Source organism: Streptomyces sp. Tue6028, assembly GCF_002300165.1.
In the GTDB taxonomy this organism is placed as follows: domain Bacteria; phylum Actinomycetota; class Actinomycetes; order Streptomycetales; family Streptomycetaceae; genus Streptomyces; species Streptomyces siamensis.
The window spans coordinates 171,501-185,991 of the sequence record NZ_MLCE01000012.1 but is presented as its reverse complement, the minus strand read 5'-3'; the positions used below and the strand labels follow the sequence as shown (position 1 = coordinate 185,991).

Here is a 14,491-nt window from a genome sequence, read left to right as displayed (position 1 = left end):
ACGCGCTTGATTTCATACTACCTTGGAGCCGGTCCGTATGTAACGAAAATTATACGAGCCTGCTTGAGGTAACCCTGTAGGGCTGGAGACGGGTGGGCGCCCGTAAATACCCAGCGAGGATCGTAGCTGGGATCCAGGCGGCGCAGCGTGAGATCCTTATTTATCTGCTCCATAATCCCCTTGTTGAGTGGCACCTCCCCTTGAACCACCTTATTCGTTCCATCTTCAAGCTTGACCGTCCGGAATTCCAGGTAGTGCTTAATTTCTACAGCCAGAACCCTGCCATCCGGGAGATCCACTGGCACGTCGACCTTACGCCCCATAGGAGTCGACACGGGGTAGTAGGGATGGTCATGCATCGGAACTGGGAAGTGCCGCTCAGGGTCCCCACCCCAGGTCTCCCGACCAAACTCCTCCGCGGCCTCGAAGCGTCGCCGAAAGCCTCGGACAGCACGCAGTTCGCGTAGAGACAGCGACCCATCGCCGGGTGGCAAGGTCGGGCGGGTGAAGTCAGGCTCCCCATCCCCTCCGCCATGCCGACCTGTGTCGTGGGGCGTACTCGTGTCGGCGGTGCCTTCCTCCCCATGCCCCTCGTGTGGCTCCTGGTTGTCCGCATGCTCCGGGTCGTGATCGTGCACAGGCTCGTGAGGAGTGCCAGCCTCGGATCCTTCAGATCCTCGCGAGCCTTCTGAACCATGCCCGCCATGGCCTGTTGCCCGGGCTTTCGCGGATCCCGACTCCTGGCTCACGGGACCAGAGCCATTCGAGTTCTCGCGGGCCGTGCTCGCCTCGCTCCCGGAGCGATTATGCGAGCCTGCGCTCGTGTCCCCCGAGCCGTGGCCTGCCCGACCGGACGACGGCGTTGGTCCTGATTTTTGACGAGGTTCGTGGCTGGCCCGTGCGGGCAGGTTCTCGCTCGCGTGCATGCGGCCTTCGGCCGCACGCGCTCCGGCGCCGACGAGTGCGGGCTCCTGGGGGCGCACGGTGGCTGAGGCGGCACGTTCGGCGGCCGGCAGCTCGTGCGGGATGGCACCGGGGTGGGGGATGCCGTTCTTGCCGGCGGTGAACTCGCCGTTTCCGACGTGGAGTGTGGATCCGTCGGAGAGCTCCAGCACGCTCTCCGGTCCCTTGGCGGCACGGAATTCGCCGAGTCCGTTACGGACGTTGGCGGTGACTTCGGAGATTTTGGGCAGGGCATACCGGGTGGCCCGGACGGCCGTACTGACCGGGTCCACGGCGTCGGCGATGCGTGCCGCGGTGAGAACGGCCTTGGCGCCGGCCCCGGCCTTGCCGGCCGCACTGACGCGTGCCGCCGTGGCGGCACCGGCGAAGGGGAGGAGGTTGAAGGTGACGACGCTGCCGGAGGCGCGGGCCGGGTTGGTCTTCCACATGTCCCACTTGAGGAAGGCCTTGCCGGTCTCCTTGGCGTACGGCTTGCTTCCCTGGGCGAAGTCGCTGGCCCAGAAACCGGTGGCCTTCTGTCCGCTCGACTCCTGCAAGTAGGTCTCCCCGCCGACGATGGCGCGGGTGAGGCCTTCCCAGGCGAGCTTCGCCTGGTCGGTACCGTGACCTCCGGCCATGGTGAAGACACCGTCGAGGGTCCCTACCACGCCGTCGACGACGAACCCGTCCCAGACGTGTTCCTTGATCTGGTAACCGATGTCCCAACCACTGTGGGTCAGGCCCTGTGGGCTGCCCCACGGCAGCTTCTGGGCGTGCTCGTAGGTCTCGGCGGTGGCCCCGTAGAACTTGACCCCGAACGGCACCAGCATGTGGTTGGACTGCTGCATGTACTGGGTGCCGCCCACCAGGGCCGTGATCTTGTTGTGGGCGGCGATCTCGGCGGCCTCGAAGGCAGCCTTGGCCTCGGCCACCCCGTTCATCAGCGCCGTATGTTCGTCGACCTTGTCCTGGTTCTTGGTCCAGTCGTTGTCCACCGGGCCGTGGGTCCACTCGCCGGAGCCGCGGTAGGTGTCCTTGTCGACGGACGCCACGAATGCGGCCGCCTTGACCTTGAGATGGGCCAGCCGGTCGATGATCGGCTTGACCGTCTGGCCGTACTCGGCGAGCGCTGCGGCGACGGTCTCGACCTTGTCGGCGAACGCGTCTGCGCCATCGCGCACCGGTGCCGTGGAAGCGAACAGATCGGTTGCCTCGGGTGCCTGGTAGAACCCCGACAACGCCTGGAACCGCGTGTGTGCGGCATCGCCCGCCCGCCGGATGCCGTCCGCGTTGTTCTGCAGCCCGGTGACGTGGTGGTCCAGCAGCCCCAGATCGCCGGTGAAATGAGGGATGCCCTCGGGGTTGATCACAGCCTGCCCCGCTTCAGGTCCGCAATCTCCAGCCTGTCGTCCACCACGCCGGCCGCCTCGTGCTGTACGTGCGCGGCCATCTCCACGTCGCCCGCCTCATAGGCCAGGGTTGCCTCGATCGCGCCGGTGACCGACTTGCCGGTCCGCGTGCCGATGAACTGCAGCTCGCTCGCGGTGCCTTCGACGAACTCGACCAGCGCCGAGCCCACCAGCCCGCCGACCAGACCCTTGCCGCCCGTGTCACCGGACACGAGGGTGCCGGCCGCTGTCGCGGCCCCCTCCAGGTCCGTGCCGTACGCCTGGACGATCTCGTCCAGCGCGGTCATCACCTCACCCACCCGCGAGGTGACCACACCCACACCGGCCGGATCGATATCCCACTTCGACATGCCCGCCCCCTAATGCCCCCACTGCCCCGCTACTCCCGCACGCCAAGTACGCACAACTCAGCCGATGTTGTCGACAGCCGCCCGTGCCTTGGCCATGGTCGACTGCGCGGTGCCGTCGTTCTGCTCGAGCGTGGTGCGTACGAGGCGGATGATGTCGCGGACCTCGTTGGCGGCGTGGTTCCAGCGCTTTTCCTTGCCGTGGTACTCGTCGGCGACGCCGTCGGCGGTGAAGTCGGCCATCGCGGCCTGCACCGCGCGGTCGCGGTCACCGAGGACGCGTTCCAACTGGCCGATGATGCCCTGCAGGCTGCCCTGCACTTCGCCGGAGGCGCCGGTGTCGTACGAGCGGCGGTCCTGGTTCTGACCCATGGTCACGTTCCCCCTGTGTGTGCCTATCGGGCGCCGAAGCGGGCCGCGTCGAAGTTGGACTGGCCCATGTTCTGGTGGGCGTTGTCCTCCTGCTCCAGATCACCGGAGCCGAACGCGGTGTCCATGCCGGACTGGCCGCCCAGGATCGCGCCGAGCGACCCGTTCAAAGCGTTGGTGATCTCGTCCGTGTGTGCCTTGAACGAGTCGAACGCGGCCTTGCCCGACCCGTTGAACTTCCCCTCCAGCGGCTCCGCCGCCTGTACCAGCCACCGGATCAGCGTGCCCAGGTCCTCGGTCGACCCGACCGTGCTCTTGCCGAGATCCGTCAGGGTCGACGACCCCATGTCGAACTTCATCCACCCACCCCCGTGTCGATCGTCCTCGCATGCCGCGACGGTTCACGTGTTCGACCGGTACGGCGCCTCTGCACCTCACGCAGTTCCCGTGTGTCACGCCCGTCTCGCAGTGTGTCGAACATGTTCTCGCATTGCGCGTTGCGGGCGCAACGCAGTACAGCGTGAAGTGGCGTGATCCATCCCATGAGTTGCCTCACGTCGCCATGAGCCAACTGCCGGACTCCTGCCGGACGGACCGCGAGGGGGGCTCACCCGAGAGCCCCGGCGGCTGAGTGGGCCGGCCGGGCGCGTCGTAACGGCTGAGAATGTGCGGTGCTGGCAGGCGCTGTTTGAGGCAGGCTCAGACGGCTGGCAAGTGCCCCGCTTCCTTGCCCTCATGGCTCATGGGAAAGCAGCCAGACCGGCTCTGCATCCGTGGGGGTCCGGTGACGGAAGAGACCTTCAGCTCAGGGAGATTCGCCCGTAGGCGACCCGTCTCCGCGTTCGCTATGACGGCCGGGATCGTGGCGTCCAACTTCAAGCCACGATCTGTGCCGCTGCCGCGCCAGATCCTGCCTAGACACGGAGCGGGCCCGGCTTTTGCCCGCGGTCGGTCGATCACGGCCAGCCCGCTCGAAGACGCCCGCGCATCATCCGCGAGCGCCTCGAACCCACCGGTGTCCACGGCCGCCCGACCAGCCGGCCGTCACCTCTGAGTATCCGGGCCTGCGGAGAGCATCTCGGTCGCGGCGTGCTCGACGTCCGCCTCCGACACAAGTACCAACTGAGCCGCGTTCCCCAGCGGGACGAAGCTGTCCACGCTCGTGACCCGTCTGACCGCCCCGGTGAATCCGGCATCGACCAGGGCGGTCACGACTCCCTCCGACACACCTCCCGTACGGCGGGTCTCGTCGACCACGAGGACGCGTCCCGTCGCACGGGCTTCCCGCAGCAGGTCGTCGAGCGGCAGGGGGGCCAGCCAGCGCAGGTCGACGACCCGGCCGGCGATGCCCTGTTGATCCAGTCGGCGTGCGGCTCGCAGCGAGATGGGGAGGCCGTTGCCGAAGGTGACGAGGGTCAGGTCTGTGCCTGTGCCGTAGGTGCGGGCTCGGCCGATCGGTACGTGGCCTGCGGGGGGCGGGTATGCCGCCAGCCAGGCGTTGTCGCCCTCCTCGTGGAGGTCTCGCGTGTGGTAGAGCGCGATCGGCTCCAGGAAGGCGCTGACCGTGCCGTCCACCTTCGCGGTCGCCACGCACGTGCGGAGCATCGCCGCCGCGTCGTCGGGGCGGGAGGGGGAGGCGATGACCAGGCCGGGGATGTCGCGCAGGGCGCCGAGCGCGTTGTCGTTGTGGAAGTGGCCGCCGAAGCCGCGCTGGTAGCCGTAGCCGGCGATGCGGACCACGAGGGGGTTGCGGTACTGGCCCTGGGAGAAGAACTGGAGCGTGGCGGCCTCGCCTCGCAGTTGGTCTGCGGCGTTGTGCAGGTAGGCGAGGTATTGGATTTCGGGAACCGGCAGGAGTCCGGACAGGCCCGCCCCCAGCGCGAGGCCGAGGATGGACTGCTCGTCGAGCAGGGTGTCGAAGACCCGCGCGGTACCGAATCGCCGCTGGAGGCCCCGTGTCAGACCATAGACCCCACCCTTGCGGCCGACGTCCTCGCCGAAGACGACCATCTCCGGGTGGCTGCCGAGCAGGTCGGCGAGTGTGTGGGTGATGGCCTGGGCGACTGTGACGGGCTCGCCCACGGGGGCTGTGGGTGGTTCGGTCGTCCGGCGTGCCGTAGCCGCCACGAGGGCGGGGCGGCGGGGTGCGATGGGGGCTGTGATCTGCGCGACGGTGGTCAGGGGCTCGCTCTCCAGGGCCTCCTTGGCTACGGCGAACACCCGTCCGCTCACCTCGTCGTACCGGTCGAGAACCTGTTGCGGTGACAGGATGCCGGCCGCTGTGAGCAGCCGGGCCGTGGCCGGCAGTGGGTCGCGTTCCAGGTCCGCGGCGACTTCGGACGGCGTGCGGTAGGCGGCTTCGGCGTCCGAGCCCGCGTGGCCGAGGAAGCGCACCATCGACAGGTGCAGGAAGGCGGGTTGCCGGTTCTTGCGTACGTGGTGCACGGCCTCGCGCGCGGTGTCGAAGGCGGCCTGCGGATCGCAGCCGTCCGCGGCGAAGTAGGTGAGAGAAGGCCGGCTGCCGTAGGCCTGTCGCACCCAGTCGTGCGGTGTCGGGACGCTGATGCCCAGGCCGTTGTCCTCGCAGACGAACAGGATCGGCATCGGGAGGCCCTGGTAGGCCGCGTGGCAGGCGCTGTTGATGGCGCCTGCCGCCGTGGAGTGGTTCACGGAAGCGTCGCCGAAGGTGCAGCAGACCACGGCGTCGCCGGGCCAGGCGCACTTGGTTCCGAGTCGCTTGGCGCGGGCGATGCTCCATGCCACGCCGACCGCTCGGGGCAGGTGGGAGGCGATGGTCGACGTCTGCGGGACGACGGCCAGTTCGCGGCGTCCGTACACCTTGTGCCGGCCGCCGGCGATCGGCTCCTCGGCCCCGGCGGCCACCCCCAGCAGCATGTCCCTGACCGCGTCGACGTCGCCGGCCTGCCGGGCGCGGGCGCAGTAGAAGGCGCCGGATCGGTAGTGCAGCAGCGCCGGGTCGGTGGGGCGCAGGGCGAGGGCGAGCGCGGCGTTGCCCTCGTGCCCGCTCGATCCGATGGTGTAGTAGCCGCGGCCCTGTTGTTGCATCCAGCGTGCGGCGGCGTCGGTGTGCCGGCTCTCCAACTGCGCGTCGAACAGGTCCAGTGCGGTACCGGTGTCCAGTCCGCCGGCGTCGCGCGGCGGGATCGCCGCGTCCGCAGACCGCAGACCGGCTACCGCCTCGCGGAAGTGCCGGTCCAGGTCCTCGACGGTGCTCACAGGCGGAAGGACAGGTCGGGCTCGAGCGCGACCACGTCCATCTGCGCTTTCTGCAGACGGCCGGAGTGGTCCCAGTTCATGGACTGCCAGCGGGTGAACTGGTCGAGCACCCACTGCCCCGACTGTCGGCTGCCGTTGCCCGACTTGCCGTTGCCGCCGAAGGGAAGGTGGGCCTCGGCTCCGGAGGTGGTGTTGTTGACGCTGACCATGCCCGCGGAGATGCCGCGCCGGTACGTCCATACCTCGTGCGGATCGTTGGTGTAGATCGCGGCGGACAGTCCGTAGCCGTGGGCGTTGGCCAGATCGAGTGCCTCGTCGAAGTCCCGGTAGGTGGTCACTCCGACGATGGGGCCGAAGGTCTCGTTGAGGAACAGGTCGTCGTCGCGGCGCACTCCGTCGACGATCACCGGGTGGTAGAACGTGCCCGCCTCAGGGTCCCCGACGAAGCCCTTGCGCGGGTTGCCGGCCGTGATCCGCCCGATGCCGTCGGAGCCGTACGTGCGGTGGTGGTCCTTGATCCAGCCGAGGAAGGTCTCGTAGCGCTGCGCGAAGCGCTCGTCGAGCATCGGGCCGTAGAGGACGTCCTCGAACGCGTCGCCGATCCGGGCCGCGCGGCTCGCGGCGTCGAAGCGGGCGAGGAAGTCCTCGTGCACCGACTCGTGCACGATGAGCGTCCCGAGGGAGGTGCAGCGCTGCCCCGCGGTGCCGAACCCGGAGAACAACGCCCCCTCGACCGCCAGGTCGAGGTTGGCGCTCGGGGTGATCACCTGGGGGTTCTTGCCACCCAGCTCCAGGCACGGGGTCTGCAGGTGGCTCCCGCACAGGGCGCCGATCTTCTGGCCGACGAGCGTGGACCCCGTGAAGCCGACCTTGTCGACCAGGCCGGCGTCGAGGGAGGCCTCCAGACCCGCGTATGTCTGCTCCCCGTCGGCGAGGACGAGGTTGAGTACGCCGTCGGGCAAGCCCCCTCCGTGCACGAACAGTTCGAAGAGGGCCTTGGCGCTCGCGGCGGCGTACTCGGCGGGCTTCCACACCACGGTGTTGCCGGTCACGAGCGCCGGTACGAGGTACCAGGACGGCACGGCCACCGGGAAGTTGCCGGCGGTGATCACCGCGACCGCGCCCATGGGGTTGCGGAAGGTGAACAGCTGCTTGTCCGGCATTTCCGAGGGCACCGTCTGCCCGTACAGCCTGCGCCCCTCGCCCAGGAAGAAGTCGCAGGTGTCGATGATCTCCTGGACCTCGCCGAGTGCCTCGGCCAGCGGCTTGCCGATCTCCTCGGTCACGATGCGGGCGAGCCGGTCCTTGTTCGCCTCGACGAGTCGGCCGATCTTTCCGATCGCGGACCCGCGCACCGGCGCCGGGACGTCCGCCCAGGACCGCTGAGCCGCCTTCGCGGCCCTGGCGGCCTCGACGAAGGTCGAGGCGTCCCCGAGCGAGACCTCGGTGACCACTTCGGCGGTACGACCGGGATTGGGGCGCCGAAGAGTCCCGCCGGGAGCGCCGGCGACCGGATGGCCGGCAACGATCGAGGCGACGGAACGGGCCATGTCTGTGCCCTGCCTTTCGGGTGGGTTGGGCTGGGGTGGCTGGTACGGGGTCGGCTCGTACGGGGTCGTCCGGTACGGGTCAGTGGAGACCGGCGAGGATCCGGTCGAGGGCCCGCAGGGCGAACCCGAGCTCGTCCCGGGTGATGGACAGGGCAGGGCGGAAGCGCACCGTACGCTCACCGCACGACAATGCGATCACCTGCTCCTCGGTGCGCAGCCTGCGCACCACGTCGTCACGCACGGCGCCGTCAGGCAGATCGATGGCGCACATCAGTCCACGGCCTCGCGCGTTGGCCGCCATCGGCGTGTGTCGGACTTCGAGATCACGCAGTTCGGTCAGGAACCACGCTCCCACGGCAGCGGCATTGGCCACCAGGTCGTCCCTTTCGATGATCTCCAGGATGCGGCGGGCCCGGACCATGTCGACGAGTCCGCCGCCCCAGGTGGAGTTGATCCGCCCGGAGACCCGGAGGACGTTGTCGGGTACCTGGTCGACCCGGCGGCCGGCCATGATGCCGCCGAGCTGGACCTTCTTGGCGAAGGCGACGATATCCGGCTCGAGACCGAGTTGCTGGTAGGCCCAGGTGGTGCCGGTGATCCCCACCCCGGTCTGCACCTCGTCGAGCACGAACAGCGCGTCGTACTCGTGGCAGAGCGCCTGCATCGCCTGCAGGAACTCCGGGCGCATGTGGTTGTCGCCGCCCTCGCCCTGGATCGGCTCGGCGATGAAGCAGGCGATGTCGTGCGGGTTGTCCTCGAACGCTCGCCGCGCCTGCGCGAGGGCCTCTCGCTCGGCCTCCTCGACCTCGGCGAGGTGGCGCTCGAGGGGGAAGCGCACCGCGGGTACGTCGATGCGCGGCCAGTCGAACTTCGGGAAGCGGGCCGTCTTGTTGGGCTCGGTGTTGGTCAGCGAGAGGGTGTACCCGCTGCGGCCGTGGAACGCCTGCCGAAGGTGGAGCACCTTGGTGCCGAGCTCGGGGGAGCGGCCTGCGGCCTCGTTGCGGCGGCTCTTCCAGTCGAACGCCGTCTTGAGCGCGTTCTCGACGGCGAGCGCCCCGCCCTCGACGAAGAACAGTCTCGGCAGGTCCGGATCGCCCAGCACCCGGGCGAACGTCTCGACGAACTCGGCGTAGTGCGTGGTGTAGACGTCGGGGTTGGCGGGCTTGTTCGCCGCCACTTGTGCGAGGAGGGTCATGAACTCCGGGTCGTCCACGATGCCCGGCGCGTTGAGCCCCAGCGGGGCGGACGCGAAGAACGAGTAGAGGTCGAGGAACTTCCCACCGGTGCGCGCGTCGACGATCCACGAGCCCTGGCTGTCGAGCGGGTCGAGCACAAGCTTGAAACCGTCGGTCAGCACATGCCGGCCGAGCCTCTCGTGCACCTCGTCGGGGTGGACTGTCGACACTGCGGCAACCGTCATGGAGGCACCTACTCTCGATAGCCGTCTACCGAAGAAACTTCGTTGAACGCGAGAATCAGCGAAAATATTTTAGATATGGGGCGGTCGATGCTGCAAGGCTTCGTGCAGCGGTAGATGCGGATGCGTCGAGCCTGCCCGCGGCAGGTGGTGCCCGCGATCTTCCGCACCGACGGAACGTGGGTCTGGTCGGACCAGATCGCGTACTACCTCGACCGGTACGGCTACGCACCCGACCCCGGGCTGCGGCGGCACTTCGCCACGCGGCAGGAGCCGCCGCCGCAGGTCACCGCACGGGTGTGCAGCCAAGCGGGCAGGCTGGTGCTCGCCGAGCCCGAAGGCTCCTTGACGGGCCGCCCCGCCTCGGACACCCGTCGGTAGCCGCGCCCGCCGCGCCCGCCGCGCCCGCCGCGCCCGCCGCGCCCGCCGCGCCCGCCGCGCCCGCCGCGCCCGCCGCGCCCGCCGCGCCCGCCGCGCCCGTCGCGCCCGCCGCGTCCGCCGCACCCGGTGACCCGGCCACCGCGCCGGTGCCCACGGGCGGCGGGGTAAGGAGTCGAGGTTGCCCGAGCGCCCCGGCTAGGCGCGCTGAAGCAGCGCCCCCACCACCGCCTCCACATACCCCGGGAACTCCGCGGCCGAGGGCAGCGCGGACGGGACGGCGTGGCCGAGCTGGGTGTGGCCCAGGTAGAAGTTGTAGGCCATCAGGCCCCGCCGCCGTGCCTCGGCGTCGGTGAAGCCGAGTTCGGTGAAGAGCCCGGTCAGGTAGCCGATCCGGCGCTCGGTGACCTGCTTGAGTGCGGCGGCGACCTGGGGATGGCCGACGCTGGCGAGCAGGGAGAGTTCGAGCGGGTCGTGCTTGGCCGGCCGGGTGACCTCGGTGAACAGGCGGCGCAGGCGCTTCTCCGGGTCCGGCTCGGTCTGCATCGCGGCGATGATCTGCTCGGTGTCCGTCTCGACCCAGCGGGCGAGCGCCGCCTCGATCAGTGCCTCGCGGTTGCCGAAGTGCCAGTAGAAGCTGCCCTTCGTGGCGCCCAGGCGGGCGGCGAGCGGTTCGACCGCCACCGCCGCGAGACCGCCGCCCGCACCGATGGCGGCGAGTGCGGCGTCGGCCCAGTCGTCCGCACTGAGTCTGGACTTCTTCACCTGTTGCCGTCGCTCCATGACCGTACGCTACCGTATGGTTTCCATACGCTGGCGTATGGAGGTACGCGATGCTCAGGAACAGGCCCGTGGCGGTGGAGTTCCCCGAAGGTGCACGGCTGATCAGGGCGGCGCTGGACCGGCCCGACTACCAGGACGCGTATGCCATGGAGTTGCGGCCCGGGATGCCACGCGATCCCGCGGCCTGGACGGGCGTCCTGCGGGACGCCTTCCCGATCGCGGCGCGGCGGGACGGCGAGGTGCTGATGGACGTGAGCACCGCCGGTCTCGACGCCTGGGCCTCGATCGTCGTCGACGACACGTACGTGATCCTGTGCAGCTCGGTGAAGACGCACGCGTGGCGGTCCAGGCTCTACTGGGGCGTCGTGAAACGGGTCCACCCCTTCATGGCCCGCCTCATGCTGGCCCGCACGCACCGAAATCTCGATCATGCGGCGCGGAAAACCGGGTAGGCACCCGGAAGTACCGCTCGATCCGGCCCCGCCGGCCCTCGCGCGGGACACAACGTCACGTCCCCCAGGCGGTCGCACCCCGCGATCCGGGTGATCCGGGTGGTCATATCCGGATGTGCCCCACCCGAGTGACGCGAGTTACATGGCACCGGGGGGCCCGCATCGACACGATGGGGGGCGTCACCGGCAGGCTGAAGGGATCCAAGGATGTTCCGCAAGGTGCTGGTCGCCAACCGCGGTGAGATCGCGATTCGCGCGTTCCGGGCCGGCTTCGAGCTGGGCGCGCGAACCGTCGCCGTCTTCCCGCACGAGGACCGCAACTCGTTGCACCGGCTCAAGGCCGACGAGGCGTACGAGATCGGTGAACCTGGGCACCCCGTGCGCGCCTACCTCTCCGTCGAGGAGATCGTCCGGGCCGCGCGCCGGGCGGGCGCGGACGCGGTCTACCCGGGCTACGGGTTCCTGTCCGAGAACCCCGACCTGGCTCGCGCGTGCGAGGAAGCGGGCATCATGTTCGTCGGCCCCAGCGCCGACACCCTGGAACTCACCGGCAACAAGGCCCGCGCCGTGGCCGCCGCCCGCGCGGCCGGCGTTCCGGTGCTGGGCTCCTCGGCGCCCTCCACCGACGTGGACGAACTGGTCCGCGCCGCGGACGAGGTCGGCTTCCCCGTGTTCGTCAAGGCGGTCGCGGGCGGCGGCGGGCGCGGCATGCGCCGCGTCGAGGACCCCGCGTCGCTGCGCGACGCCATCGAGGCGGCGGCCCGCGAGGCGGCGTCCGCGTTCGGCGACCCGACGGTCTTCCTGGAGAAGGCCGTCGTCGAACCCCGCCACATCGAGGTGCAGATCCTCGCCGACGGGCAGGGCGGCGTCATCCACCTCTACGAGCGCGACTGTTCGCTCCAGCGCCGCCACCAGAAGGTCATCGAGATCGCGCCCGCACCGAACCTCGACCCCGAACTGCGGGACCGGATCTGCGCCGACGCGGTGCGGTTCGCCCGCGAGATCGGCTACCGCAACGCCGGCACCGTCGAGTTCCTGCTCGACCGCGACGGCAACCACGTCTTCATCGAGATGAACCCGCGCATCCAGGTCGAGCACACGGTGACCGAGGAGGTCACCGATGTCGACCTGGTCCAGGCCCAGATGCGCATCGCGGCCGGCGAGAGCCTGGCCGACCTCGGGCTGTCGCAGGAGAGCATCACCCTGCGCGGCGCGGCCCTCCAGTGCCGTATCACCACCGAGGACCCGGCCAACGGCTTCCGTCCCGACACCGGACGCATCAGCGCCTACCGCTCGCCCGGCGGCTCGGGCATCCGCCTGGACGGCGGCACCACCCACGCGGGTACCGAGATCAGCGCGCACTTCGACTCGATGCTCGTCAAACTCACCTGCCGCGGCCGGGACTTCAAGGCCGCGATCGGCCGTGCCCGGCGCGCGGTCGCCGAGTTCCGCATCCGTGGCGTCGCCACCAACATCCCCTTCCTCCAGGCGGTGCTGGACGACCCGGACTTCCGGGAAGGGCGGGTGACGACGTCGTTCATCGAGCAGCGCCCGCAGCTGCTCACCGCGCGCCACTCCGCCGACCGCGGCACCAAGCTGCTCACCTATCTCGCCGACGTCACCGTGAACAAGCCGCACGGCGAGCGGCCCCAACTGATCGACCCCGTCACCAAACTGCCTCCGCTGCCCGCAGGCGAGCCGCCCGCCGGTTCCCGGCAGCGCCTGACCGAACTGGGGCCCGAGGGGTTCGCGCGGTGGCTGCGTGAGTCGCCGGCCATCGGTGTCACGGACACCACGTTCCGCGACGCCCACCAGTCGCTGCTGGCCACCCGCGTGCGGACCAAGGACATGCTCGCCGTCGCACCGGTGGTGGCACGCACCCTGCCGCAGCTGCTGTCCCTGGAGTGCTGGGGCGGCGCCACCTACGACGTCGCCCTGCGCTTCCTCGCCGAGGACCCGTGGGAGCGGCTCGCCGCCATCCGCGAGGAAGTCCCCAACATCTGTCTCCAGATGCTGCTGCGCGGACGCAACACGGTCGGCTACACGCCGTACCCCACCGAGGTGACGGACGCGTTCGTCCAGGAGGCCGCGGCCACCGGCATCGACATCTTCCGGATCTTCGACGCCCTGAACGACGTCGGTCAGATGCGGCCCGCCATCGACGCCGTGCGCGAGACCGGGACGGCCGTCGCCGAGGTCGCCCTCTGCTACACCTCGGACCTGTCCGACCCCTCCGAGAAGCTCTACACCCTCGACTACTACCTCCGCCTCGCCGAGCAGATCGTCGCCGCCGGCGCCCACGTCCTGGCCGTCAAGGACATGGCGGGCCTGCTGCGCGCCCCGGCCGCGGCGACGCTCGTCTCGGCGCTGCGCCGCGAGTTCGACCTGCCGGTGCACGTCCACACGCACGACACCGCGGGCGGCCAGCTCGCGACCTACCTCGCCGCGATCCAGGCCGGGGCGGACGCGGTGGACGGCGCGGTGGCGTCGATGGCGGGCACCACCTCGCAGCCGTCGCTGTCGGCGATCGTCGCCGCCACCGACCACTCCGCGCGGCCGACCGGACTCGACCTCCAGGCGGTCGGGGACCTGGAGCCGTACTGGGAGAGCGTGCGCCGGGTCTACGCCCCGTTCGAGGCGGGCCTCGCCTCGCCGACCGGGCGCGTCTACCACCACGAGATCCCGGGCGGACAGCTGTCCAACCTGCGGACCCAGGCCGTCGCGCTGGGCCTCGGCGACCGCTTCGAGGACATCGAGAAGATGTACGCCGCCGCCGACCGCATCCTCGGCCGACTGGTGAAGGTCACCCCGTCGTCGAAGGTGGTCGGCGACCTGGCGCTGCACCTGGTGGGCGCCGGGGTGTCGCCGGACCGGTTCGAGGAGACGCCGGACCGGTTCGACATCCCCGACTCCGTCATCGGCTTCCTGCGCGGCGAGCTCGGCAGCCCGCCCGGGGGATGGCCGGAGCCGTTCCGCAGCAAGGCCCTCCAGGGCCGGGCCGACCCCAAGCCCGTGCAGGAGCTGAGCGCCGAGGACCGTACGGCGCTGGACAAGGACCGTCGCGCGACGCTCAACCGGCTGCTGTTCCCCGGCCCGACACGGGACTTCGAGACGCACCGGCAGAACTACGGCGACACCGGAGTGCTGGAGAGCAAGGACTTCTTCTACGGTCTGCGCCCCGGCACGGAGTACGCCGTCGACCTGGAGCCCGGTGTGCGGCTGCTCATCGCGCTGGAGGCGGTGGGCGACGCCGACGAACGCGGCATGCGCACGGTGATGTCGACGCTCAACGGCCAGCTGCGGCCCATCCAGGTCCGCGACAACGCCGCCGCCTCCGACGTCCCGGTGACCGAGAAGGCCGACCGCGGCAACTCCGGCCATGTCGCCGCCCCGTTCGCCGGAGTGGTGACCCTGGTGGTCGCCGAGGGGGACCAGGTGGAGGCCGGTGCCACGGTGGCCACGATCGAGGCGATGAAGATGGAGGCGGCGATCACCGCCGGGCGGTCCGGCACGGTGTCCCGGCTCGCCATCAACAAGGTGCAGCAGGTGGAGGGCGGCGACCTCCTCGTCGAGATCGGCTGACCGCACCACCGCGGGAACACGAGCG

The 14,491-nt window shown here is 70.0% G+C and carries 11 protein-coding genes; 3 read left to right on the top strand and 8 right to left on the bottom strand.

Features of this window, described 5'->3' with window-relative positions; translation table 11 throughout:
- Positions 1–17: 17 nt before the first annotated feature.
- The 7 genes from BKI49_RS10380 to lat form a co-directional block, all read right to left on the bottom strand.
- The gene (locus tag BKI49_RS10380) at positions 18–2,312 is read right to left on the bottom strand and encodes a hypothetical protein (RefSeq protein ID WP_095933940.1); all 2,295 of its coding nucleotides are present in this window, start codon (positions 2,310–2,312) and stop codon (positions 18–20) included.
- Positions 2,309–2,701, bottom strand: a complete 393-nt coding sequence (locus BKI49_RS10375) for a DUF6507 family protein (RefSeq protein ID WP_095933939.1) — start codon at positions 2,699–2,701, stop codon at positions 2,309–2,311. The genes BKI49_RS10380 and BKI49_RS10375 overlap by 4 nt, the downstream gene beginning before the upstream one ends.
- 57 nt (positions 2,702–2,758) lie before the next feature.
- Entirely contained in the window at positions 2,759–3,070 is a 312-nt protein-coding gene (locus tag BKI49_RS10370; protein ID WP_095933938.1) for a pore-forming ESAT-6 family protein, read from the bottom strand.
- A gap of 23 nt (positions 3,071–3,093) precedes the next feature.
- Positions 3,094–3,426, bottom strand: coding sequence for a hypothetical protein (locus BKI49_RS10365; protein ID WP_095933937.1), 333 nt, complete (start codon positions 3,424–3,426; stop codon positions 3,094–3,096).
- Between the two features lie 685 nt (positions 3,427–4,111).
- Positions 4,112–6,304: a thiamine pyrophosphate-dependent enzyme gene (locus tag BKI49_RS10360; protein WP_179332390.1), complete on the bottom strand. Its 2,193-nt coding sequence runs from the start codon at positions 6,302–6,304 to the stop codon at positions 4,112–4,114.
- Positions 6,301–7,854 (bottom strand): aldehyde dehydrogenase family protein, encoded by a 1,554-nt coding sequence (locus BKI49_RS10355; protein WP_095933936.1) that lies wholly within the window; start codon positions 7,852–7,854, stop codon positions 6,301–6,303. The genes BKI49_RS10360 and BKI49_RS10355 overlap by 4 nt, the downstream gene beginning before the upstream one ends.
- 79 nt (positions 7,855–7,933) lie before the next feature.
- Positions 7,934–9,274 carry an L-lysine 6-transaminase gene (gene lat / locus BKI49_RS10350; RefSeq protein WP_095933935.1) on the bottom strand — a complete coding sequence of 447 codons (1,341 nt, stop codon included), beginning with the start codon at positions 9,272–9,274 and terminating at the stop codon, positions 7,934–7,936.
- Between the two features lie 114 nt (positions 9,275–9,388).
- Between lat and BKI49_RS35230 the strand changes: the two genes are divergently transcribed.
- Complete coding sequence (locus BKI49_RS35230) at positions 9,389–9,652, top strand: hypothetical protein (protein ID WP_179332389.1); 264 nt, start codon at positions 9,389–9,391, stop codon at positions 9,650–9,652.
- Positions 9,653–9,847: 195 nt separating this feature from the next.
- On the opposite strand, the gene BKI49_RS10340 is transcribed toward BKI49_RS35230, so the two are convergent.
- Positions 9,848–10,432 (bottom strand): TetR/AcrR family transcriptional regulator, encoded by a 585-nt coding sequence (locus BKI49_RS10340; RefSeq protein ID WP_095933933.1) that lies wholly within the window; start codon positions 10,430–10,432, stop codon positions 9,848–9,850.
- A 50-nt stretch (positions 10,433–10,482) separates the two neighbouring features.
- Here BKI49_RS10340 and BKI49_RS10335 point away from each other — a divergent pair, with 50 nt between their 5' ends.
- Complete coding sequence (locus BKI49_RS10335) at positions 10,483–10,884, top strand: DUF2867 domain-containing protein (RefSeq protein ID WP_095933932.1); 402 nt, start codon at positions 10,483–10,485, stop codon at positions 10,882–10,884.
- Between the two features lie 207 nt (positions 10,885–11,091).
- On the top strand, positions 11,092–14,466 hold the full coding sequence (locus BKI49_RS10330) for a pyruvate carboxylase (protein WP_095933931.1): 3,375 nt from the start codon (positions 11,092–11,094) through the stop codon (positions 14,464–14,466).
- The last annotated feature ends 25 nt before the right edge of the window (positions 14,467–14,491 follow it).

Coding starts and splice junctions, on each gene's coding strand:
- BKI49_RS10375 (WP_095933939.1), bottom strand. CDS start 2,701: ATGTCGAAGTGGGATATCGATCCGGCCGGTGTGGGTGTGGTCACCTCG.
- BKI49_RS10370 (WP_095933938.1), bottom strand. CDS start 3,070: ATGGGTCAGAACCAGGACCGCCGCTCGTACGACACCGGCGCCTCCGGC.
- BKI49_RS10365 (WP_095933937.1), bottom strand. CDS start 3,426: ATGAAGTTCGACATGGGGTCGTCGACCCTGACGGATCTCGGCAAGAGC.
- BKI49_RS10355 (WP_095933936.1), bottom strand. CDS start 7,854: ATGGCCCGTTCCGTCGCCTCGATCGTTGCCGGCCATCCGGTCGCCGGC.
- lat (WP_095933935.1), bottom strand. CDS start 9,274: ATGACGGTTGCCGCAGTGTCGACAGTCCACCCCGACGAGGTGCACGAG.
- BKI49_RS35230 (WP_179332389.1), top strand. CDS start 9,389: ATGCGGATGCGTCGAGCCTGCCCGCGGCAGGTGGTGCCCGCGATCTTC.
- BKI49_RS10340 (WP_095933933.1), bottom strand. CDS start 10,432: ATGGAGCGACGGCAACAGGTGAAGAAGTCCAGACTCAGTGCGGACGAC.
- BKI49_RS10335 (WP_095933932.1), top strand. CDS start 10,483: ATGCTCAGGAACAGGCCCGTGGCGGTGGAGTTCCCCGAAGGTGCACGG.
- BKI49_RS10330 (WP_095933931.1), top strand. CDS start 11,092: ATGTTCCGCAAGGTGCTGGTCGCCAACCGCGGTGAGATCGCGATTCGC.